The 22,857-nt window shown below is 65.4% G+C and carries 21 protein-coding genes; 9 read left to right on the top strand and 12 right to left on the bottom strand.

The genetic code is table 11. The features are described from left to right. The coding region (locus ABZX86_RS35365) for a DUF222 domain-containing protein (RefSeq protein ID WP_355130003.1) at positions 1-729 on the top strand (729 nt) is incomplete at its 5' end. Between the two features lie 1,045 nt (positions 730-1,774). Then, positions 1,775-2,956, top strand: coding sequence for a cytochrome P450 (locus tag ABZX86_RS35360; protein ID WP_355130001.1), 1,182 nt, complete (start codon positions 1,775-1,777; stop codon positions 2,954-2,956). Position 2,957: 1 nt separating this feature from the next. Here the strand turns inward: ABZX86_RS35360 and ABZX86_RS35355 are convergent, their stop codons facing one another. The 4 genes from ABZX86_RS35355 to ABZX86_RS35340 all read right to left on the bottom strand — a co-directional run bounded on the left by ABZX86_RS35355 (position 2,958) and on the right by ABZX86_RS35340 (position 7,170). Beyond that, positions 2,958-3,659: a response regulator gene (locus tag ABZX86_RS35355; RefSeq protein WP_355129999.1), complete on the bottom strand. Its 702-nt coding sequence runs from the start codon at positions 3,657-3,659 to the stop codon at positions 2,958-2,960. Continuing rightward, positions 3,656-6,172, bottom strand: coding sequence for a sensor histidine kinase KdpD (locus ABZX86_RS35350; protein ID WP_355129997.1), 2,517 nt, complete (start codon positions 6,170-6,172; stop codon positions 3,656-3,658). The genes ABZX86_RS35355 and ABZX86_RS35350 overlap by 4 nt, the downstream gene beginning before the upstream one ends. Continuing rightward, positions 6,169-6,321, bottom strand: coding sequence for a hypothetical protein (locus ABZX86_RS35345; protein ID WP_297628083.1), 153 nt, complete (start codon positions 6,319-6,321; stop codon positions 6,169-6,171). The genes ABZX86_RS35350 and ABZX86_RS35345 overlap by 4 nt, the downstream gene beginning before the upstream one ends. A 162-nt stretch (positions 6,322-6,483) precedes the next feature. Continuing rightward, entirely contained in the window at positions 6,484-7,170 is a 687-nt protein-coding gene (locus ABZX86_RS35340; RefSeq protein ID WP_355129995.1) for a hypothetical protein, read from the bottom strand. Between the two features lie 429 nt (positions 7,171-7,599). Between ABZX86_RS35340 and kdpF the strand changes: the two genes are divergently transcribed. The 5 genes from kdpF to ABZX86_RS35315 all read left to right on the top strand — a co-directional run bounded on the left by kdpF (position 7,600) and on the right by ABZX86_RS35315 (position 13,018). Beyond that, entirely contained in the window at positions 7,600-7,686 is an 87-nt protein-coding gene (kdpF, locus tag ABZX86_RS35335) for a K(+)-transporting ATPase subunit F (RefSeq protein ID WP_355130033.1), read from the top strand. Next, positions 7,687-9,363: a potassium-transporting ATPase subunit KdpA gene (gene kdpA / locus ABZX86_RS35330; RefSeq protein WP_355129993.1), complete on the top strand. Its 1,677-nt coding sequence runs from the start codon at positions 7,687-7,689 to the stop codon at positions 9,361-9,363. It begins immediately after the preceding gene. Then, complete coding sequence (kdpB, locus tag ABZX86_RS35325; protein ID WP_355129991.1) at positions 9,360-11,510, top strand: potassium-transporting ATPase subunit KdpB; 2,151 nt, start codon at positions 9,360-9,362, stop codon at positions 11,508-11,510. The genes kdpA and kdpB overlap by 4 nt, the downstream gene beginning before the upstream one ends. Beyond that, a complete protein-coding gene (locus ABZX86_RS35320) occupies positions 11,510-12,436 on the top strand; it encodes a potassium-transporting ATPase subunit C (RefSeq protein WP_355129989.1) in 927 nt (308 codons plus the stop codon). Before kdpB ends, ABZX86_RS35320 begins: the two co-directional genes overlap by 1 nt. A 246-nt stretch (positions 12,437-12,682) precedes the next feature. Continuing rightward, a complete protein-coding gene (locus tag ABZX86_RS35315; protein WP_355129987.1) occupies positions 12,683-13,018 on the top strand; it encodes a hypothetical protein in 336 nt (111 codons plus the stop codon). A gap of 149 nt (positions 13,019-13,167) precedes the next feature. Here ABZX86_RS35315 and ABZX86_RS35310 read toward each other — a convergent pair whose 3' ends face one another. The 7 genes from ABZX86_RS35310 to ABZX86_RS35280 form a co-directional block, all read right to left on the bottom strand. Beyond that, positions 13,168-15,270, bottom strand: coding sequence for an acyltransferase family protein (locus ABZX86_RS35310; protein ID WP_355129985.1), 2,103 nt, complete (start codon positions 15,268-15,270; stop codon positions 13,168-13,170). Positions 15,271-15,365: 95 nt separating this feature from the next. Beyond that, the gene (locus ABZX86_RS35305; protein ID WP_355129983.1) at positions 15,366-16,655 is read right to left on the bottom strand and encodes an ArsB/NhaD family transporter; all 1,290 of its coding nucleotides are present in this window, start codon (positions 16,653-16,655) and stop codon (positions 15,366-15,368) included. Between the two features lie 16 nt (positions 16,656-16,671). Further along, positions 16,672-17,115, bottom strand: coding sequence for a CBS domain-containing protein (locus ABZX86_RS35300; protein WP_355129981.1), 444 nt, complete (start codon positions 17,113-17,115; stop codon positions 16,672-16,674). A gap of 214 nt (positions 17,116-17,329) precedes the next feature. Then, on the bottom strand, positions 17,330-17,827 hold the full coding sequence (locus ABZX86_RS35295) for a MarR family transcriptional regulator (RefSeq protein WP_355129979.1): 498 nt from the start codon (positions 17,825-17,827) through the stop codon (positions 17,330-17,332). A gap of 284 nt (positions 17,828-18,111) precedes the next feature. Then, positions 18,112-18,660: a hypothetical protein gene (locus ABZX86_RS35290; RefSeq protein WP_355129977.1), complete on the bottom strand. Its 549-nt coding sequence runs from the start codon at positions 18,658-18,660 to the stop codon at positions 18,112-18,114. A gap of 374 nt (positions 18,661-19,034) precedes the next feature. Next, a complete protein-coding gene (locus tag ABZX86_RS35285; protein ID WP_355129975.1) occupies positions 19,035-20,159 on the bottom strand; it encodes an acyl-CoA dehydrogenase family protein in 1,125 nt (374 codons plus the stop codon). A 2-nt stretch (positions 20,160-20,161) separates the two neighbouring features. Beyond that, on the bottom strand, positions 20,162-21,394 hold the full coding sequence (locus ABZX86_RS35280) for an acyl-CoA dehydrogenase family protein (protein WP_355129973.1): 1,233 nt from the start codon (positions 21,392-21,394) through the stop codon (positions 20,162-20,164). Positions 21,395-21,558: 164 nt separating this feature from the next. Between ABZX86_RS35280 and ABZX86_RS35275 the strand changes: the two genes are divergently transcribed. Together ABZX86_RS35275 and ABZX86_RS35270 are read left to right on the top strand one after the other, a co-directional pair. Then, positions 21,559-21,987, top strand: a complete 429-nt coding sequence (locus ABZX86_RS35275; protein ID WP_355129971.1) for a DUF1707 domain-containing protein — start codon at positions 21,559-21,561, stop codon at positions 21,985-21,987. A 6-nt stretch (positions 21,988-21,993) separates the two neighbouring features. Next, positions 21,994-22,473, top strand: a complete 480-nt coding sequence (locus tag ABZX86_RS35270) for a hypothetical protein (protein WP_355129969.1) — start codon at positions 21,994-21,996, stop codon at positions 22,471-22,473. A 149-nt stretch (positions 22,474-22,622) separates the two neighbouring features. Here the strand turns inward: ABZX86_RS35270 and ABZX86_RS35265 are convergent, their stop codons facing one another. Continuing rightward, the gene (locus ABZX86_RS35265; RefSeq protein WP_297628059.1) at positions 22,623-22,826 is read right to left on the bottom strand and encodes a cold-shock protein; all 204 of its coding nucleotides are present in this window, start codon (positions 22,824-22,826) and stop codon (positions 22,623-22,625) included. Between the last annotated feature and the right edge of the window lie 31 nt (positions 22,827-22,857).

Genomic DNA, 22,857 nt, shown 5'->3' with positions numbered 1-22,857 from the left:
GAGGCGTGCGCGGCGCGGGACGAGCGCAGCAAGGCCCAACGTCAGCATGATGCGTTGCTGGCGGTGTTGCACCCGGATTTCAACCCCGCCAAACTGGGATCGCATCGTGGGTTGCCGGTGTCGACGATCATGACCATCGACATCGAAGATGTCGAACGCGCCACGGGGGTGGCGACTTTGGCGACCGGTGGGCAGATCCCGGTCGAGAACGCCCTTGCGTTGATGGCCCGCGACTCCAAGACGTTCGTGCTCGTGAAGAACAAGAACGGGATGCCCCTGCATATCGGGGAAATCCGGTTGGCGAACCCGGCACAACGGTTGGCGTTGATCGCCACCGAGCGCGGGTGCACCCGCCCGGGTTGCTCGGCTCCGGCGAGTATGGCGGCGGCCCATCATGTGACCGAGTTCAGCAAGGGCGGCCCCACCGACATCGAGAACCTCACTCTGGCGTGCGATCACTGCCACGCCCTGGTCAAGGATGGGCCACGTGGCTGGAAGACGATCAAGCTGGGTGAGGATTCGGATTTCCCGGGTCGGACGGCGTGGATCGCTCCGGCGCATGTGGATCCGTCCCGGACTCCGCGGGTCAATCACCTGCATCACCCGGCGGAGTTGTTGACCGAGGTTCCGCCGTCGTTGCGGCCGCGCGGGGTGTGTCGTGCCTCGGGGTTGTCCCCGGTGCGGTACCGGGTGCTGCGCCGGGCCGTCACACCGCCACCGCGACAATAGGTTTCCCGCCCCTGGTGTCACCGACAGGTTGATCCTGTCGGTGCTAGAGGTCGTTGCCGCATCGGCTTTCAGGCCGGTTCGCTCGCCGAACAATGACGACCCCACCGCGACAACAGGTTTCCCCGTACCGGGCGCGCACCCGCAGGGCGGCAACACCACCGAGGGCCGCCACCGAATCCGCTCGCCCACCGGTCCACACCACCACGCCAGACCGCGATTCTTCCCTGCCCCTGCCCCTGCCCCTGCCCTGCGGGCCTGATCCCGCTCCTGCGGCAGGCCGTTGCCCGACGTGGCCTTCCGGGTTCGTGTTCTTCGATCCCTTGTTTCCAGGCGTCCTTGTCTTTCGGCTCTTGTCTTTTCGTGTTGTGTCTCTGAAACCGGACCACAGCCGGTCGACCCCGCTGGTACCGCAGGTATCTCCTTGGCCCGGAAGGTAAATCGGGTACCCCACCTGACGCCACCAGCACGGCCATCTCGGGCCCTGCCCGCACCCAGAGACCCACCACCGCCTCTCGGCGCAAGCAACCCAGGTGCACCGGCCTGTCTCGGTCTCGAATCCCCCCGAAGCAGGCACTGCACAGGCCTTCTCTCCGACCGCACAGCAGGTGTCTACGCGGGATAGACCTGATAACCGTTGTGCCGCTGAGAGACCCGCTATTGCGTCCATGGTCGCCGAGGGTTTCTATGCCGAAACCGTCGGTGCACCTGGGTTTCTTGCCTCCCGGGCAGGGTTGGTCAGCAGGGGGTGCGGGCAAAGCCCGAGATGGCCGTGCTGGGCACGTGGGGAGACGTACCCGGCCTACCTTCCGCGGTTGGGAGAGCTATCTGCGGTGGCAGCTCGGTCGACCGGCTGTGGTGCCGTTCTCGAGAACAAAACGCAAAAGAGCAAGACTCGGAGTCCGGGGGAGGGGGCTGAGGTGTGGGGTGGTGGGGGTGTCCACTGAATGGGATTGGTGGTGGGTATGGGCTCGGGGTGGGTGGGGGCGAGTTAGCGTCCGAAGGGAAGACGGATACTTGCCAGTGAATGCCGAGGTGTGCTGTGGGCGTGGATATCTACGATCCGGAGCTGTATGTGGGTGGGCCTATCCATGAGCTCTTTGCGGAGTTGCGGGGGACGCGGCCGGTGTACTGGCAGGAGATGCCGGGGGAGCCGGGGTATTGGGCGGTGTTGAAGCATGCGGATGTTGCTCATGTGGCGCGGAATCCGCAGTTGTTCTCGGCTGAGATCGGGGGTGTGATTCTGGAGGATCAGCCTGCTGAGCGGCTGGAGCAGACTCGGAATATGTTGCTGATGATGGATCCGCCGCGGCATACCGAGTACCGCAGGCCGCTGGCCGAGCATTTCAAGGCGCGGGTGATCGGCGAGCTGGAGGGGCGGGTGCGGGAGTTGACCCGGCAGCTGCTCGAAAGTGTCGACGGTGACGTCGAATTCGTACACGATGTGGCGGGGGTGCTGCCCAGTCAGGTGGTCGGCGGGCTGTTCGGGATTCCTGCTGCCGACTGGCCGGATATCCGGCACTGGGCGGAACAGTCCACCAGTCAGCAGGATCCGGAGCTCGTGGGTGATTTCGATGTCACGGCCGAGCTGACCAAGATGGCCATCTATGCCATCCAGTTCTCCATGGCACGGCGTGAGCAGGAGCCGAAGGAGGATCTGACCTCGCTCATTCTGGCGGGTGAGTTCGGCGGAAAAGCTATGTCGGACATCGAGTTCGGCAGCTTCTTCACGCAGCTGGTCACCGCGGGCAATGACACCACCAAGACCATGCTGTCGGCGGGATTGCAACTGCTGCTGGAGCATCCGGAGCAGTTGCGGGCGCTGCGCGAGGATCCGGCGCTGATTCCCGGTGCGGTGGAAGAGATCCTGCGCTACGCCAATCCGCTGCACTACTTCCGGCGCACCGCCACCGCCGATACCGAGATCCGGGGCGTTCCGATCAAGGCCGGGGACAAGGTGGCCATGTGGTACACCTCGGCCAATCGTGACGAGGAGGTGTTCGCCGATTCCCAGCGCTTCGACATCCGCCGGAATCCCAACCCGCACTTGTCCTTCGGGCTCGCCCAGCACTTCTGCCTCGGTGTGCATCTGGCGCGTATGGAAGGCCGGGTGTTCTTCGAGGAACTGCTCGCCCGCTTCCCGGATATCGAGCAGATCGGCCCGGCGCGGCGGATCCGCTCCAACCTCAACAATGGCCTGAAGTCGTTGCCGATCCGCCTGTCGCGCTGACTCAGACCTGGAAGCGGTACCCCATACCGGCCTCGGTGAGCAGGTGTTTGGGCTGTGACGGGTCATCCTCGAGCTTGCGCCGCAATTGCGCGAGATACACTCGCAGGTAATGGGTTTCGGTCGCGTAGGACGGTCCCCATACCTCGCGCAGCAGTTCGCGGCGGCCGACAAGTTTGCCCTTGTTGCGTACCAGCATTTCCAGCATGCCCCACTCGGTGGGGGTGAGGTGCACGTCGTGGCCGTGCTTGGTGACCTTCTTGGCGCTCAGATCGACTGTGAAGGAAGAGGTTTCGATCACCGGTTCGGAGGTGTCCGCGGTGGAGGACGACCGGCGCACTGCGGCGCGCAACCGGGCCAGCAGCTCGTCCATGCCGAACGGCTTGGTGACGTAATCGTCCGCGCCCGCGTCCAGGGCTTCGACCTTGTCCGAGGAATCGGTGCGGGCCGACAGCACGATCACCGGCGCGGTCGACCACCCGCGCAGTCCGGCCAGCACCTCGATGCCGTCCATATCGGGCAGGCCGAGGTCGAGCACAACCACATCCGGGTGTTTCTCGGCGGCCGCGCGCAGGGCCGCGGCCCCGGTAGACGCGGTGGTCACCTCATAGCCGCGGACCGACAGGTTGATGCGCAGGGCGCGCAGAATCTGTGGTTCGTCATCGACCACCAGGACTTTGGTCGGCGCCGGCGCCGGCTTCGTCACCCGATCTCCTGTTCCTCGCAAGGCTGCGACTCGTCGCACGCTTGTAGTTCGATCACCATTGTCAGCCCGCCGCCGGGGGTGGCCTCGGCGTGCACGGTGCCGCCCATGGCATCCACGAAGCCGCGGACCACCGACAGCCCGAGTCCGACACCGGTGGAATTATCGCGGTCGCCGAGCCGCTGGAACGGCTCGAACAGCTGATCCTCCATACCGGTCGGTACGCCGGGACCGGCATCGACGACCGTGACTGCGACCCGCTTACCGGTCGGTTCGGCTGTCACGCGCACGGGCGTGTCGCTGGGGGAGTAGCGCACCGCATTGTCGATCAGATTGGCGAGCACGCGTTCCAGCAATCCGGTGTCGGCCAGCACCGAGACCGTGCCCACCTCCACCTTCACCCGGTTCATGGCGGTGCGCCGCAGGCCGCGGGTGCCCATGCTCATGAGTGCGTGGTGCACCACCTCGTCGAGGTAGACGCGGCGCATCTGGGGTTTGATCACCCCGACCGCGAGCCGTGAGGAGTCGAGCAGATTGCCGACGAGCGCGGTGAGCTGATCCACCGATTCCTCGATGGTCTCCAGCAATTCGGCGGTGTCCTCGGGGGAGAACTCCACATCATTGCTGCGCAGGCTGGACACCGACGCCTTGGCCGCCGCCAGCGGGGTGCGCAGATCGTGGCTCACCGCGGACAGCAGGGCGCGGCGCAGCTTATCGGTCTCCACCACCGCCTGCGCGGAGCTCGCTTCCTCCTGCAGCTGCTTCTGATGCACCAGTCCCGCAGCCTGATTGGCGACGGCGCCGAGCACCAGGCGGTCGCCGGCGGTCACCGAGCGGCCACTGAGCAGCAGCCAGTGCATGTCATCGCCCGCCTCCAGCGCGGTTTCGGCATCGATGACCCGCAACGGCGGATTCTCGCCCACCGAGGAGACCACGCCCTCATCGGTGACGAGGCTGACCGCGTCCTGGTTGTAGGTCTCGCGCGCTCGCTCCAGCAGATCCTGCAGATCCGCGCCGCTGAGCACCGAGCCCGCGAACAGGGCGAGCAGCTCGGCCTGCCGGGATGCCTTGCGCGCCTCGCGCGTTCGTTTGGCCGCCACATCCACCAGGGCCGCCACCGCGACCGCCACCAGCAGCATCACCACGATGGTGAGGAAATTGTCGAGCTCGGCAATGGTGAGGCTGTAGCGGGGCGCGGTGAAATACCAGTTGAGCAGCAGGCCGCCCAGCAGCGCCGACAGCGCCGCCGGAGCCACACCGCCGAACAGGGCGACGGCGATGACGCCGATGAAGAACAGCGCGCTCTCGCCGCCGAGGTCCAGCCAGCGATCGAGCCAGAAGTACGTCACGGTGCAGATCAGCGACGGCACCAGCACCGCGGCGGCCCAGGAGCCGAGACTGCGTTCCCGGCGGGTCAGCGACGACCAGCGGAAGCCGCGATTGGATTCCTCGTGAGTGACCATGTGCACGTCGATCTTTCCCGACTGCTGCACCACATTGGCGCCGATGCCCTCATCGAGCATGCGGGCCCAGCGGGAGCGCCGCGAGGTGCCCAGCACCAGCTGGGTCGCGTTCACCTGTCGTGCGAAATCCAGGAGCGCCGTGGGCACATCCTCTCCGGTAACGGTGTGCAGGCTGGCGCCCAGACCGGTCGCCAGCTCACGTAGTCGCGTCAATCGCTGTGCCGATACCCCGGCCAGGCCGTCACCGCGCACGACGTGCACCACGATCAGCTCGGCGCTGGATTTGGCGGCGATGCGGCTGGCGCGGCGCAGGATGGTCTCCGATTCGGCACCACCGGTGACGGCCACCACAAGGCGTTCGCGCGCCTCCCAGGTGGCCGTGATCTTGTGGTCCGCACGGTATTTCGCGAGCGCGGAGTCCACCTGATCGGCCAGCCACAGCAGCGCCAGTTCGCGCAGCGCGGTCAGATTGCCGGGCCGGAAGTAATTGCGCAGTGCGGCATCCACTTTCTCCGCGGCGTAGACATTGCCGTGAGACATCCTGCGGCGCAGTGCTTCCGGTGTGATGTCCACCAGCTCGACCTGATCCGCGGAGCGAACGACCCAGTCCGGCACGGTTTCTCGCTGCACGATCCCGGTGATCTGCTCGACCACGTCGTTGAGACTCTCCAGGTGCTGCACATTGACCGTCGAGACCACATCGATCCCGGCCTCGAGCAGTTCCTGAACATCCTGCCAGCGCTTCTCGTTCTTGCTTCCGGTGACGTTGGTGTGCGCCAGCTCGTCCACGAGCACCACGGCCGGGTGGCGTCGCAGCACCGCTTCGACATCCAGTTCCGGCATGGTGGTCCCGCGATACTCGATCATCCGGGGCGGGATGCGCTCGATACCGGCCAGCATTTCCGCGGTCTTGGATCGTCCGTGCGTCTCGACGACGGCCGCGACGACATCGCGCCCGCGTTCGAGCCTGCGGTGCGCCTCCGACAGCATGGCGAAGGTCTTGCCGACGCCAGGGGCTGCACCCAGATAGATCCGTAGTTGGCCGCGTTTCACTCGTTCATCATTGCGTGCCGCGCGCGTAGCTCGGGCTCGGCCGCGCGGACGGGGGTGCGAGCGGGCACGGAATTGGCGAGCACCCGCAGGCACAGCGCGGCACCCAGGAACCCGAATATCACTATCAGGCTCACGGCGAGATGCGGCACGGTCGTCTCCTTGTTCAGGCGGATCGGTGGTCCCGCCGAACAGCCGGTCGGGTCCCTTTTGTTTACCGCTGACCTGGTTCGACAGCTCGGTACTGACGGTTTCTTTACGGATCCCCAGCCGATGTTGACGGCATGTGTGCGCCCGGTTCCGGAATGCTGCGCCTAGACCGAAGTGGACGCGGGGATTTCCGCTTTCCGGTCGGCCCAATTCTCGGGTGCGGAACCGAATGTGTTGTGTGCGTTGGTGATCACAGTCTTACCCAGCGCGTGGTTGCCGACACCACCGATGACCGCGCCGATTCCGGCGGGCAGCGTCTTACCGAACATGAGGACACCGCGCTTGACGATGAACCCGCCGATGAACCGTTTCGCCATGGCATTGTCGATATTGCGGACGACGGGAAGTTTGTCGGCCACCACGGTGGCCCAGTCCCGGGCCGATTGGCTGGCGCTCTTGCCGAGCATTTCCGAGCCGGCCTCACCGAGAACGACACCGGCGATGAGCGTGCGCCGCTGTTTCGGCGGCAGCGACTCCATACCGTGCACCGCGCTCATCGACGCCGCGTACAGCGCGGACGCCTCCAGGAAGAACACCGATTCGACGCCGCTGACCGCCAATCCGATCAGCGTGCCCACGCCGGGCACCGCGGCGCTAAGACCCGCGACCGTGCCGCTGACGGTGACGATGGTCAGGTATCGCCATTCCAGGCCGTGCGTAATGTCCTCGGGCGAACGGCCGGGGTGCTTGCGCCGCAGCCTGCCCACATACTTCGCCGCCAGCGGGGCCTGTATGCCCGTCCCACCGCGGATCACCATTTCCACGGACTTCTGCAGCGCACGTTCGAACATTGTGGCATCCCCTTCTTGTCGGCCTGCCCGAGATTACGGACGGCGTGCAGCGGTTCGGCGGTCCGACACGAGGATTCGCCGACCCGTTACGGCGGATACCCCGGCTGCCGTATCTGAACCCGTCACCTGGATCAACTAGGTAATGCCTGGTCCTGACGCTTTCTTTACGGCATTGCGGCGGATGTTGACGGAGCGCGTTCGACACTCCGGGAACCTCTGTAAGCGGAACGTCAATGCGTCGGTTTGAGACGCTAAGAGAGCGTAAAGGCCCTCGAAATCGAACCGAACGAGCGTTTGACTCACTCCCGTCGCATCTGAGGTGCGGCATGTAGAGAGAGGTTTCGAAGAGATGTCCGTCGTCGTTTTCACAGTGCTGACCGTGGCGATTTTCGCCCTGTTCGGCTTGATCCAACGCGGGGTGGAACGGCTGTGACTCAGAACATCATCGGTCTGGTCCTGGCCATCGCGATCGCTGTCTATCTGATTGCGGCGCTGCTTTACCCGGAGAGGTTCTAGGTGAGTACGACTACAGCGGGGATCATCTTCGTCATATCCCTGATTGTCGCGCTGGCCCTGGTTCATGTCCCCCTGGGCGACTACATGTACCGGGTTTACAGCAGCGAGAAGAATTCCAAGGTCGAACGCGGCATCTACAAGCTGATCGGCGTCAAGCCGGGCGTGGAGATGACCTGGGCGGTCTACGCGCGCAGTGTGCTGGCCTTCTCGGCCGTCAGCGTGCTCTTCCTGTTCTTCATGCAGCTGCTGCAGGGCAAACTGCCGCTGCACCAGCATGATCCGGGCACCAAGATGACCCCGGATCTGGCGTGGAACACCGCGATCAGCTTCGTCACCAATACCAACTGGCAGAACTACGCCGGTGAGTCGACGATGGGTCACCTCGTGCAGGCCATGGGCCTCGGGGTGCAGAACTTCGTCTCCGCCGCCGTGGGCATGGCGGTCGCGATCGCGCTGGTGCGTGGTTTCGCGCGCCGGCACACCGGCGAACTCGGCAACTTCTGGGTGGATCTGGTGAGGGGAACCACCCGCATTCTGCTGCCGTTCGCGATTCTTTTCGCGATCGTGCTCGTCGCGGGTGGTGTGATCCAGAATCTGCACATGTACGACCAGGTCGCGACGACGGTCGGCAACACCGGTTCACAAACCCTGCCGGGTGGACTCGTTGCCAGCCAGGAGACGATCAAGGAACTCGGCACCAATGGTGGCGGCTTCTACAACGTCAACTCCGCGCACCCGTTCGAGAACCCGACCGCGTGGACCAACTGGCTGGAAATCTTCCTGCTGCTGGTCATCAGCTTCTCGCTGCCGCGCACCTTCGGCCGCATGGTCGGTTCCAAGAAGCAGGGCGTCGCCATTGCCGCCGTCATGGGCGTGCTGGCGATCCTGAGCGTCACGGTCATGAACATCACCCAGCTGCAGCACCACGGCACCGTGCCGACTGCGATCGGCGCGTCCATGGAGGGCGTGGAAACTCGCTTCGGCGTACCGGATTCGGCGACCTTCGCGACCGCGACCACGCTGACTTCGACCGGTGCGGTGGACTCCGCGCACGATTCGTACACCAGCCTCGGCGGCATGATGACCATGTTCAACATGCAGCTGGGTGAGGTCGCGCCGGGTGGTACGGGCTCCGGCCTCTACGGCATGCTGATTCTCGCCGTGATCACGGTCTTCGTCGCCGGCCTGATGGTCGGTCGCACCCCGGAATACCTGGGCAAGAAGATCAACCCGCGCGAAATCAAGCTGGCCGCTTCATATTTCCTCGTCACGCCGCTGATCGCCTTGACCGGCACGGCCATTGCGATGGCATTGCCCGGCGAACGAGCCGGTATGGCCAACAGCGGTGCACACGGTTTGTCGGAAGTGCTCTACGCGTTCACCTCCGCGGCCAACAACAACGGTTCCGCGTTCGCCGGTCTGTCCGGAAACACCCAATGGTGGAACACGGCACTGGGTTTGGCCATGGTGTTCGGCCGCTTCGTCCCCATGATCTTCGTGCTGGCTCTGGCCGGTTCGCTGGCGAAGCAGGGCTTCACCCCGGAATCCGAGGGCACCCTGCCGACGCATCGGCCGCAGTTCGTCGGCATGGTCGCGGGTGTGACGGTCATTCTCGTCGCGCTCACCTTCCTGCCCATGCTTGCGCTCGGGCCGCTCGCTGAAGGAATCCACTCATGACCACTCCCACTATCGATTCCGCACCGGTGACGGAACCGGAAACCGCCTCGAAGGGGCGCGTCGCGAGCGGGGCGTTCGATCCGAAGATGCTCGTGAAAGCGCTTCCGGACGCCTGCAAGAAGCTGGATCCGCGCACCATGTGGCGCAATCCGGTCATGCTGATCGTCGAGATCGGCGCCGTCTGGTCCACCATCCTGGCGATCACGCACCCGACCTTCTTCGCCTGGGCGATCGTCGTATGGCTCTGGCTCACAGTGATTTTCGCCAATCTGGCCGAAGCCGTCGCCGAGGGGCGCGGTAAGGCACAGGCCGACGCACTGCGAAAGGCGAAGACCGACACCATCGCTCGTCGCCTGGCGAATTGGTCGCCCGGCGCCCGCGTGGTGGAGGAGAAGGTTCCGGCACCGGAACTGCAGCGCGGCGACTACGTCGTCGTCGAAGCCGGACAGGTCATCCCCGGTGACGGTGATGTCGTGGAAGGCATTGCCTCCGTGGACGAATCGGCCATCACCGGTGAATCCGCGCCGGTGATCCGCGAGTCCGGCGGTGACCGCTCGGCCGTCACCGGTGGCACCACGGTGCTGTCGGACCGGGTCGTCGTCAAGATCACCCAGGAGCCCGGCGGCTCGTTCATCGACAAGATGATCGCGCTCGTCGAGGGCGCGAGCCGGCAGAAGACGCCGAACGAGATCGCGCTGAACATCCTGCTCGCCGCGCTGACGATCATCTTCGTCTTCGCGGTGGCGACGCTGCAGCCGCTGGCCATCTTCTCGAAGATCAGCAACCCGGGTGTGCCGGACAATCAGGCGCTCGATATCAACGGTGTCACCGGCATAGTCATGGTCTCGCTGCTGGTCTGCCTGATTCCGACCACCATCGGCGCGCTGCTGTCCGCCATCGGCATCGCCGGTATGGACCGTCTGGTGCAGCGCAATGTGCTGGCCATGTCCGGTCGTGCCGTCGAGGCCGCCGGCGACGTCAACACGCTGCTGCTGGACAAGACCGGCACCATCACCCTCGGCAACCGCCAGGCCGCGGACTTCGTGCCCGTGCCCGGCGTCACCGCGGACGAATTGGCCGATGCCGCACAGCTTTCCAGCCTCGCGGACGAGACGCCCGAGGGGCGCTCCATCGTGGTGTACGCCAAGACGGCGTTCAACAAGCGCGAGCGCACCGCCGGGGAACTGACCGGCGCGACCTGGGTGGAATTCACCGCCCAGACCCGTATGTCCGGTGTGGACCTGTCCGATGGTCACCAGCTGCGCAAGGGCGCCGCCAGCGCCGTCACCGAATGGGTGCGGTCGCAGGGTGGCGAGGTGCCGAACGAGCTCGGCGCTGCCGTGGACGGTATTTCCGCCTCCGGTGGTACCCCGCTGGTCGTCGGTGAGGTCGTCAAGGGCAAGCCCCGCGTGCTCGGCGTCATCCACCTCAAGGATGTCGTCAAGCAGGGCATGCGCGAGCGCTTCGACGAGATGCGCAAGATGGGCATCCGCACCGTCATGATCACCGGTGACAATCCGCTGACCGCCAAGGCGATCGCGGACGAGGCCGGAGTCGACGACTTCCTCGCCGAGGCCACCCCCGAGGACAAGCTGGCGCTGATCCGCAAGGAGCAGCAGGGTGGCCGCATGGTCGCCATGACCGGTGACGGCACCAATGACGCTCCCGCGCTTGCCCAGGCGGATGTCGGTGTCGCCATGAACACCGGTACGTCGGCGGCCAAGGAAGCCGGCAATATGGTCGATCTGGATTCGGATCCGACCAAGCTCATCGAGATCGTGGAGATCGGCAAGCAGTTGCTGATCACCCGTGGCGCGCTCACCACGTTCTCGATCGCCAATGACATCGCCAAGTACTTCGCGATCATTCCTGCGATGTTCGTGGTGCTGTTCCCTGGCCTGGACGTGCTGAACATCATGCGTCTGCACAGCCCGCAGTCGGCGATCCTGTCCGCGGTCATCTTCAATGCCCTCGTCATCGTGGGCCTGATTCCGCTGGCGCTGCGGGGTGTGAACTACACGCCCTCGAGTGCGTCGAAGCTGTTGAGCCGAAATCTCCTCATCTACGGCATCGGCGGCATCGTCGCGCCGTTCATCGGGATCAAGGCCATCGACCTTGTCATCCAATTCTTCCCGGGGATGTCCTAATGCGTATGTCAACCTGGATCCGGCAACACATCGCGGCGCTGCGCGCGCTGCTGGTGCTCACCGTCATTACCGGAATCATCTATCCCGCAGTGGTTCTCGGTGTCGGTCAGCTGCCCGGTCTGAAGGACAAGGCAGAGGGGTCCCTGCTGAAGCAGGACGGCAAGCTCGTCGGCAGCAGCCTGATCGGTCAGGCCTACACCGACGGCAAGGGCACGGCGCTGAACCAGTACTTCCAGACCCGCCCATCCAACTCCGCGCCGACCGACGGCAGCATTCCCGACGGCTACGACCCGACGAACTCCGCGTTCGGCAATATGGGCCCGGAGTCCGTGGTGGATTCGCTGGACGCGAGCGACCCGAAGAAGGACAAGGCCAGCCTGCTCACCACGGTGTGCTCGCGCAGCGCCGCGGTCGCCACGCTCGAGGGTGTGGACGGCAGCCGGCCGTTCTGCACCTCCGGCGGCGTCGGCTCGGTGCTGTCGGTCATCGGACCGCGGGACTCGCACGGCAATGTCACGCATCCGGCGCAGGTGATCAGCGTCAACGAGGCCTGCGCGACCAGCGGACCGGCGACCAAGCCGTTCCAGGACGCCTATGAGGGCGTCAAGGTCGAATGCGCCAAGCGCGGCGAGGATTACTCGGCCGGCCAGATCGTGCCGATCCGGGGCGACGCCTCGGTCGATACGGCGGTTCCGTCCGATGCGGTCACCGCTTCGGCCTCGGGGCTGGATCCGGATATCTCGCCGGAGTACGCGGCCATTCAGGTCGCCCGGGTGGCCAAGACCCGCGGTATCTCCGCGGATCAGGTTCGGGCGCTGGTGGATTCGAATACGCACGGCCGGGCCCTCGGGTTCATGGGTGAGAAGCGGGTGAACGTGGTCGAGCTCAACCTCGATCTGGACGGCAAGTACCCGTTCAAGGGCTGATGCATCGCAGCGTCATCGCAAGCAACGGCTGACCACCGCAGAGGTCGGCCGCGAAGGGCCGCAGTCGCTTCCGCACAGGGAAGGGACTGCGGCTCTTGCGCTGTTCGTGGCGCGCGACTGTATGGATTCGGTAAATATGCGCAGGCGGGCCGCATGGGCCCCGTCAAGGCGGCTGCCGCCGGATTCGGCCTGCGAATAGCGTTGAAACAAGCAAGGATTCGGCCCCGAAGGTGAGGCAGTGGTTCGATGGACAACCAGGCATACGAGCTGAGCGCACTGCGCGAGCTGGTGAATCACCGCGGGGTGGTGGAACTCTTGGACCTGCTGGCCCAGGAGCCGCAGACCGTCGATGAATTGCGAGGCGCGCTCGGCATGCGCCGCCAGGGCGCGGCGCGAGTACTGCGCGTGCTCGCCGCCTACGGACTGGTCGCCACCGACGGTGTCGGCAGCTGGGACGAGTCGCTGCAATTCCAGGGACCGATCCGGCTGACCGAGACCGGCTGGCGCACAGTCGAAATGCTCTCCAACTTCGCGGTCTGGGTCGAACTGTACGAACAGTCCGACACGGCCCGCGACCGGTGAATCAGCTCGGCCACAGCTGAATCACCCCGGCCACAGTCGCCGCCCCCGAGAGCGGCGGCTGTGGCCGGGCCGTATCTCCGTGATCGCTGACGCGGGCGGCGCAGGGGGCCGCTCGCCGCCGATATCGGATGTCGCCCTGACGGACTCGGTCACCACCAGCCGAGGATCGGCTGTAGTTGACGGTCGAGTTCCGGTGCGAGAGAACGTGAATAGCTGGCTGTCAGATGGTGTTCGTCGTGGTAGACGAGGATATTGCCCTCCACCACGGCGCAGACGGCAGGTTCGCAGACGGCATTGTTCAGGTCGATATTGTGCACATTGGGCAGCCCGGCGGCGGCGGCGATGGCCGGGTTCACGGGGTTGAGGGCGTCCGTGCGCTTCATGCCGCATTCGACACGATTGCCGCCCGAGGCCAGGCAATCGATGGCGCGGTAGCGAATACCGTTGCGGCGCAACCACGGGGTGTCCCGGATGGTGATCAGCTGCAGGCCGCGGTCCGACAGCGCCGACCACACGTCCCGGTAATCGTCGGGAACCTCGTCGCCGCCATTGTCCGCGGGGCGGGTGCCGGTCGTGAAGACGAAGTCGGGGCGTTCGGTGCCGAGCCGCTCGATCACATCGTGCGACCAGTCGCGGCAGTCCGGATTGTGCTGGCCCTTGTACATCGGGTCCTCGTCGGCGACGGTGAGCGGACACCCCATCTTCAAGTACACGACAATGCGGAAGCGGTACTTCTCGCCCAGGATCTGCAGCGCCGGAATCCAGTGCTCGGCATGGGAATTGCCGACGACGGCCAGCGTGCGATGGGCATTGGCGTCACCGTAGTTGCAGGTGATGACCGTGCGATTGTCGAAGTCGGCGATGCAGCCGTCCCGGGTGGGATAGGCGATATCGGCGGGCGCCTCTTCGGTGGTGGGGCGCATGGGCGCGCGCGGCACCAGGGCGTGATCGGTCAGGGCCGAGGCGCCGGGGTACTTGGCCGGGTCCAGTTCGCCCACCGCGTGGGCCTTGGCGCTATTGCTCCACTGCCACGCCAGCGTCGAACCCAGCAGCAGCACACCGACGGTCGAGACCGCGACCCCGGTGAGCATACGGGTGCGGGACGGCAGGATCGGGCCCGAGCGCAGCCGCAGCGGCTCCTCCACGAACCGGTGGATGCCGTAGGCCACCACGAACGAGATCGCGATGATGATCAGGCCGCCGAGCGCGCCCGCCTCGCGTTCGTGGCGCTCACCCAGATAGAAGATGAGCATCGGCCAGTGCCACAGGTACAGCGCGTACGCGAATCCGCCCAGCCCCACCATGGGCGCGGTGGCGAGTAGCCGGTTGACGACTGGTTGATCGGCGGTGTCCTGCCCGGCCCCGGCCAGAATGAGCGCGGCGGTCGCGGCCACCGGCAGCAGTGCGGCGGGACCGGGAAACACCATGACGCCGTTGACCAGCCAGCCGCAGGCCACGATCGCGGCGATACCGGCCCACGCGAATATCTCGCGCACCGGCTTCGGCAGCTTGACCAGGGGAGCGGCAATGGCCAGCAGCGCACCCGCGAGCGGTTCCCAGGCGCGGGCCAGGGTGTCGTAGTAGTTCCAGCCCTGCTGTGTCGAGACACCCTGGGCGGCATACCAGAACGAGGCCGCGGCGATACCGGTGAACAGCACGGCGGTCGCCAGGCGCAGTCGTTCGGGGTGTGCGGCGCGGCGGCAGCACCAGGCCAGCAGCGCGATGAGCAGCAGCATGCCCAGATAGCACTGGCCCTGCACCGACATCGACCACAGGTGCTGCAGCGGGCTCACCGAGGGATCGGCGGCCAGATAGTCCGACCAGGACAGGGCCAGATACCAGTTCTGGTAGTAGAAGAGCGAGGCGAGCGTCTGTCCCGCGATATCGGACCAGCGGGTGTGCGGGAGCAGGATCACCGCGGTGACCACGACCGCGGCCAGCACCACCACCATCGCGGGTAGTAGGCGGCGCAGGGTCCGCCGGATGGTCGCCGGGACGCCCACCGGGCCGTGGTCGGCGCGGCGCAGCAGCATGCCGCCGAAGAAGAAACCGGACAGCACCAGGAAGACGTCCACGCCGCCGGAGACCCGTCCGAACCAGATATGGAAGGCGACGACCAGGGCGATGGCGATACCGCGCAGCCCGTCCAGATCGTGCCGGTAGGCGCCGGGAACTCGACTCGGCGCCGGTGCGGCCTGCGGGTCGCTGTCCGGCGTTCTGGGCGCGGGTTGCTCGGTGCTGGATAAGGACATGGCGGCGACCATTCTTGTATCGGCAACGCGAAATTTGCCAATCGCCACACATATCTTGACCTGAATGTGCTCTTCGTCCCTGTTGGAAGGGGTTCTCAGGCGAAGGCGAAATACCGCAGCCACAGATACGGCGCAGCTACCGCGATGGTGACCACCGTCACTACTATGCCCTTGCGGGTGAATTCCCAGAACGAGATGGGATGGTCCGAACGCCGCGCGATTCCGAGCATCACCACATTCGCGCTCGCGCCCACGGCGGTCAGATTGCCACCGAAATCCGCGCCCAATGCCAGCGCCCACCACAGCGCATGCGCCTGACTTTCATTGCCGACGGTCGCCGCCAGCTGTGCTACCAGCGGACTCATGGTGGCCACGTACGGAATATTGTCGATGACACCCGACAGGACCGCCGAGACGACCAGGATGAGCATGGTGGCCACCAGGGCATTGCCGCCGGTGAGCTCGGTGGCGTATTTCGCGAGTCGCCCGATCACACCGGTTTTCACCAGTGCGCCGATCATGACGAACAGACCCGCGAAGAACAGCAGCGTCTCCCATTCCACCGCGGCCAGGTAATCCCGCTGCGGCAAACCCGAAATCAGCACCAGCGCGCCCGCGCCGAGCAATGCGACGAGTGACGGTTCGAGGTGGAAAAGCGGCTGCCCGAAGAAGCCCGCGAATACCGCGGCCAGGACGACCGCGCTCTTGATCAGCAGTTTCGGATCGCGAATGGCCTCACGCTCGTTCAGTGCCATGATGTCGGCCACGCGTTCGGGATCGACGGAGAACGAACCGCGGAACAGGCGCGGCAGCAGCAGGGTGAACACCGCCAGTTCGATCAGCACGATCGGGGTCATATTCACCACGAAGTCGTTGAACGACAGGCCCGCCCGGCTGCCGATGATGATATTGGGCGGATCGCCGATCAGGGTGCCCGCGCCGCCGATATTGGAGGCCAGCACCTCGGCGATGAGGAACGGCGCGGGCGGGATATCCAGGCGCTCGCACACCAGCATGGTCACCGGGGCGATGAGCAGGATCGTGGTGACATTGTCGAGGAAGCCCGAGGCCGTGGCGGTGATGAGGGTCAGCAGGATCATCACCCGCAGCGCGGAACCCTTGGCTCGCTTGGCCGCCCAGATGGCGGCCCATTCGAAGACGCCGGTCTGCCGCAGCACGCCGACGATGATCATCATGCCGAGCAGCAGGAAGATGACATTCCAGTCGATGCCGGTCTCGTGGGAGTAGAAGGCATCGTCGGAGTCCATGACCCCGAGCGCGATCACCACACCCGCACCCGTCAGCGCCGCAATGGTTTTGTGGACGCGTTCGGTCGCGATCAGGATGTAGGCGATCGTGAAGACCGCCACGGCCACCGCGGTCACGTGGACCGCGCCGGGGTCAGTGCGTCAGGGCCACTTCGAGCAGCCGCGACGCGGTGATCACGCCGAGCAGCTTCTTGCCGTCCAGCACCGCGATGAGCGGCGTCTTGTACCGCGCCATGAGCGCCGCCACCTCGACGGTATTGTCGTCGGCCTGCGCCGCCGGAATCTTGGTGAGCCGCTCCGGAATCACATCGCGAACCTTCTTGCCGCGCAGCCGATTCGCCACCTGATTGCACATGCTCTCGTTGAGCACCCCGGCCAGTGACGGATCGTCCTGCACATACTTCGGCACGATGAACAGCACCACCTGCGAGGCCGGCAGCACCGAATGCGGCGCGCCCTGGGCGTCGGTCACCAGGATGCCCGGTAGTCGATGTTCGGCCAGTAGTCGCGCCGCGTCCATCGCGTCCGAGTCCAGGTCGATCATCGGGTATTCCTCGGCCATCTGAGCGGCATGCATAACTGCAGGATACGACGCTGCGCCGGGGTATCACGCGAAGAGAATACGTCAAGATCGAATACAGTCGCCGCACCGAAGCTCCCACGTCGAGGCGCACGACCCGAGGCTTCGGGCCGCACGCCGACCAGGCTTCCCGGCACACCGCAAGACAGAATTCCGTTAAAGAATACGTCCGGCGGGCCACATGTTCGGCATCGGCGAATGGACTGCCCCTTCAGGGCCGCGGGTAGGGGTCCATGGTGCAGAGGCGTTGCCGGTGTATTTCCTGCAGCTCGCTCACCCGGGTGAGAAAGCCCGCGATCATTTCGAGTTCGGCGGGGGCGTACCAGCTCAGCATCATCTTGTAGCCCTCGTCGACCAGTGATGAGATGAGGTCCTGGACGCGGCGGGCGGCGAGTTCGGTGGCCACCACGATCACGCGGCGGCGATCGGTGGGGTGCAGCGAGCGGGCGATATAGCCCTGCTTCTCCAGCCGGTTGAGCATGATCGTGGCGCCCGCGGCGGTGAGGCCCAGCCGTTCGGCCAGCATTCCGGGGGTGGTGGATTTCGCGTCTCCGAGCAGGACGATTTCCAGCGCGCGCCGATCGGTCTCGTTGACGCCCAGCAGCCGGATCAGTTCGCGGGCAAGATCTTCGAGCGTTCCGTGATAGAACTCCAGGGCTTTTCTGAGCTCTACCGCGATCGGGGCCGGTTCGGTTGATATCGGACGCACAGGCTCCCACCCTCGAACAGTTGAAACATGAAACCTCTCAACAGGAGTCACCGTCCACGTCTGGGCCGGACATGCACTGTACGACACAGTGGCGTTGCTATAGTCCGCATTACACACCCGGGCCAGATCGGTTTTCGCGCATGAAAACCGAAGCGGGGCACGGTAATTACCTGATACAACTCGTGGAACCTGGACCGGGCCGCTGCGGGCAGCCCGGTCCAGGCCTTCACCACATGGCGCCGGCGGGTATGCCGGCGGTCATGCTGATCCTGCTGCCCTGCGGATCAGCTGACGGTTGTTGTGGTGAGCGTGGGGGACGGGCTCGGGTAGCACGCGGTCGCGACATTGCCGACGATGGCCACCTTGGTCGTCATGGTCATCCCGGGGTTGGAATAGCTGGTCCCCGCGTATTTGCTGGTGATCGGCGTTCCGGGGGTGCCGGCCGTGACATTGATGGTCACCGCCGGCGGGGTGAAGCTGGTGCCGCCCGCGATCGGACCCGGCACGGTGAGAACGACATTCCCGCCGGAGGTGGACACGGTGCCGGCCACGCTACCGCCGGAAGCGGTGGCCGAGACCAGCGTCGAATTCGCCGGAGTCGGGAAGGTCATCTTCAAATTGCTGATGTTCGTCACCGTGAAGCCGGAGGCCGAACTGGGAACCGAGGACGCACCCGGGGTGAGGGTGATGGCCACGGCGGAGCCCGATGTCGTCGAGCCCGGCGCGGTGCCGGTGACCGAGGTGGACATGCTCGAGGTTTGGCTGATGCCGAAAATGGTGCCCTGACAACTCCAGTTCACGCTGACAGGGGTGGCGCTTGCGGGTGCGGCCAAACAGAAGAGAGTGGCAAGTGCCACCGGCGTAACAACACCGGCACGAAGCAGCACAGATGCGGTCGATCTCATAATAATCTCCAAAATGTGAAGCAATGGCACGACCCGAGGGGTGGTGGGCCGTAACCGTAAGAGATTTGAAATGTAACCTGTTCTCATCTGGCCGCGGGCGGAATTGAAAATAACGGTTTGGCATCGATGATACATACCGGACGTTCTGCCCGGTATGTATTTATCTGCAGTTAGTAACTCACTCTGGAAAATTAATATGAGCCCTGAACAGGGGTTCAGTCATATTCTCGACTATTAATTTCCCGGCATATTCCTTCGGCCTCGATACTTCTTTCTTTCGTCGAGCGGCGATATCGATACGATTACGGCCGGGTCAGCGCCGCATAGCGGGCGGTGTGGTGGGCGGTGGTGCCGTATTCGTACTGGATTGCGGTGAGGCGCTTGAAGAAGTGACCGATGGGCAATTCCTCGGTCATGCCCATGGCGCCGTGCAGCTGGACCGACTCCTGGCCGATGAGGCGGGCAGCGCGGCCGATGGTCACCTTGGCGGCCGCGGCCGCCTTGGCCCGTTCGACGGGGTCGGCGGTCAGTTTCAACGTCACCAGATATGTTGCGGCTACCGCCTGTTCGAGCTCCAGATGCATATTCACCATGCGGTGCTGCAGGGCCTGGAAACTGGCGATCGGGACGCCGAACTGGTGGCGCTGCTTGGCGTATTCGACGGTATCGCCGACCACCTTGCGCATGATGCCCACCGCCTCGGCGGCGACGGCGGCAATGGCCTCGTCGAGGGTGGCGGCCACGGCCTCGCCCGCCTGCGCCAGCAGCAGGGAATCCGCTGGGAGGCGCAGGTTTTCGAAGGTGAGGTCGGCGGCGGGGCGCTCGTCGATGGTGCGGAACGGCTCGACGGTGAGACCGGCGGGTGGGGCGGCGGGGTCGACATCGACGACGAAGAGCGCGATTTCACCGTCCGCCACGGCGGTCACCAGCAGGTGGGTGGCCAGCGGCGCCGAGGTGACCACGCACTTGCTGCCGGTGAGCAGCCAATCGTCGCCGTCGCGGCGGGCGATGGTGGCGACATTGGTGTAGTCGTAGCCCGATTGCGCTTCCAGAGCGGCGAATCCGGTGATGACCGCCCCCTCGGTGATACCGGCGAGCAGATCCTCGGCCCGCTTACCGGTGGCGCGCCGCAGCAGGCCGCCGCCCACCACCACGGTGTCGATATACGGCTCGACCACGAGCGCGCCGCCCAGCGCCTCGGCGATGATCATCGTCTCGACGGGTCCGCCGCCGATGCCGCCGACCGATTCGGGCAGCGCCGCGCCCAGGATGCCGACCTCCTGCGCCAGTCCGCGCCAGACCTGCGGCTGCCAGCCCGCCCCGATTCGGGCTGCGGCGCGGCTGTTTTCGAGGTCGTAGCGGGCCGCGAGGAACTCCGTGACGGTGTCGCGGAGCAGTTCTTGTTCAGCGGTGAAGGAGAAGTCCATGGCTACAGTCCCAGGGTCGCTTTGGCGATGATATTGCGCTGAATCTCATTGCTGCCGGCATAGATCGAACCGGCGCGGTCGTTGAAGTACCGCAGGGGTGCGACCGCCTGCCACTCCTCGCCGCTGACGAAACCGTCTGCGGGCGGGGTGAAGTCGGCGATCGGGCCGCCCGGCATGGTGGCGTGCGGCTGATACGCGCGACCGCGCGGGCCTGCGGCCTCCAGGGCCAGCTCGGTGAGGACCTGGCTCAATTCGGTGCCCAGGATCTTGATGGTGGAGGCGGCCGGGCCCGGATCCTTGCCGCTGGAAACCAGTGCCAGCGTGCGGTATTCGAGAATCTCCAGCACGTCCGCGCGGATCCGCGCATCGGCGAGCTGCGCCGCGAAGGCCGGATCATCGAGCAGCGCACCGCCGTTCGGCCCCGGCTGGGTCTGCGCGGCCTGGGCCAGCTCCTCGGCCATCACCTGCAGCGCCGGTGCGGCCGCGCCGCCGCCGCGTTCGAAATTGAGCAGGAATTTGGCGACGGTCCAGCCATCGTCGATGCGGCCCAGCACATTCGCCTTCGGCGCCCGCACCTGATCGAAGAAGACCTGGTTCTGCACCTGCTCACCGGAGGTCATGACCAGCGGCCGGACCGTGATGCCGGGCGCGTCCATCGGTATCAGCAGGAACGTGATGCCCTGCTGCTTCTTGGCCTGCCGGGAGGTGCGCACCAGGGCGAAGATCCAATTGGCCTCGGTGGCATGGGTGGTCCAGATCTTGGAGCCGGTGATCACCAGGTCCTCGCCGTCCTCGACCGCGGCCATGGACAGCGAGGCGAGGTCCGAACCGGCCTCGGGCTCCGAATAGCCTTGGCAGAAGAAGACTTCGCCGGTGAGGATGCGCGGCAGGAAGAAGTCCTTCTGCTCCGCGGTGCCGAACGCCATGATGGCGTGCGAGACCATGCGAATACCCATGGGGGACAGGTTCGGTGCGCCGGCGAGGGTGCATTCGCGGCCGAAGATGTAGTGCTGGGTGAGGCTCCAGTCGCAGCCGCCGTATTTCACCGGCCACGCGGGCGCGGCCCAGCCTCGGGCGTGCAGGATGTGCTGCCACTCCATGCTGGCTTCATGATCCGGGTAGACGCTGGTGGCCAGCCGCCCGGCCCGCCGCAGTCGCGGGGTCAGATTCTCATCGAGGAAGTGGCGCACTTCATCGCGAAACGCCAGATCACCGGGCGACCAGTCGAGGTCCACAAAAACTCCTCTTGTGCGAAGAACTGGCCCCAACCATCTCACTGCCTCACCCCCGCTGGCAAATGTGCTGGCACCCGCCCTCACTTGGAGCTCTTGACACTCCACTATGGAGGTTTATTCTTGGGCTATACATTCCACTTTGGAATATCTCCGAAAGGCTCGACATGGATATCACCGCCGGTACTCGTGCCTCCGACGCCGAGCGCGCACAGGTCGCCGACGCCCTCGGCCGGCATCTGGCCGAGGGCCGTCTCGACGTCACCGAATACAACGAACGCCTCAGCCGGGTCTATGACACCGCCACCATCGAAGACCTGCGACCGGTGCTGAGCGACCTACCCCCGCTGACGACCGAGACCGCCGCGCCTCGAACTGCCCGCATCCCGATCTGGCAGCGCATCGAAGGCGGCGCCTGGCTCGGCGTGAGTCTGCTCTGCATCGTCATCTGGGCCGCAATCTCCCTCGGCACAGGCGAATTCACCTATCCCTGGCCGCTGTGGGTTATCGGCCCCTGGGGCGCAGCCCTGGTCTTCCGGGTCCTCACGGGCTGGGAAGCCGGCGCCTCGAATCATCATCGCCACCACCTCCGGTAGATCGCCATGGCCGGATACACGGCGGTGCTCGGCATTCATATCGTTGCGGGAACGGCGGGTCTACTGCTCGGCCCGACGGTCGCCTGGGCCGACACACGCGGCCGGCGCGGGTCCCGCGACCTCGGCGGCTGGTATCTGGGAATCGTTGTCGCCGTCGCCATTACGGCAACAGCACTGGTGATCTGGAAACGCACAGATCTGTGGTGGCTGGTCCCGGTCTCGGCGCTGACCGTGGCACTCGCCGCCCTCGGCCGTCACGCGACCGGACGCCCGGGCGGGTGGACACACGCCTACGTACACGGCCTCGGCGGCTCCTACATCGCACTGCTCACCGCCACGGCCGTCGTGGCCTTCGCCCTGCACGGCCCGCTCTACGGCCCCGCGGAACTCATCGCCTGGCTCACCCCGACAGCCCTGCTCGCCCCGCTGCTCGAGCTCTGGCGGCAGCGACTTCCAGTCCCATCGGCAGCGACAGGTCTTCGTTGAGACAACCGCAAAGTACGGTCGCCTCCGAGGCATGACAAAGGCCCGGTGGGGGAGAGCGGTGTCGACCGCTACCGTCCTACCGGGCCCACAACGAACGGCGGCCCGGCGTATCAGATACGCCGGGCCACCGTTCGATCACCTGCTAAAACTTAGGCAGGGGTGATGTTCTCGGCCTGGGGGCCCTTCTGGCCCTGCGCGATGTCGAAGGAGACCTTCTGGCCTTCCTGGAGCTCGCGGAAGCCCTGTGCGGCAATGTTCGAGTAGTGAGCGAACACGTCAGGGCCGCCACCGTCCTGCTCGATGAAGCCGAAGCCCTTTTCGGTGTTGAACCACTTCACGGTACCGGTAGCCACGATTGACTCTCCTCTTTGTTTTGGTGCGACC

This window comes from Nocardia sp. NPDC006630, from assembly GCF_040611495.1.
In the GTDB taxonomy this organism is placed as follows: Bacteria; Actinomycetota; Actinomycetes; order Mycobacteriales; family Mycobacteriaceae; genus Nocardia.
The sequence above is the reverse complement of the archived record's forward strand: the minus strand, read 5'-3'. Positions and strand labels throughout refer to the sequence as shown.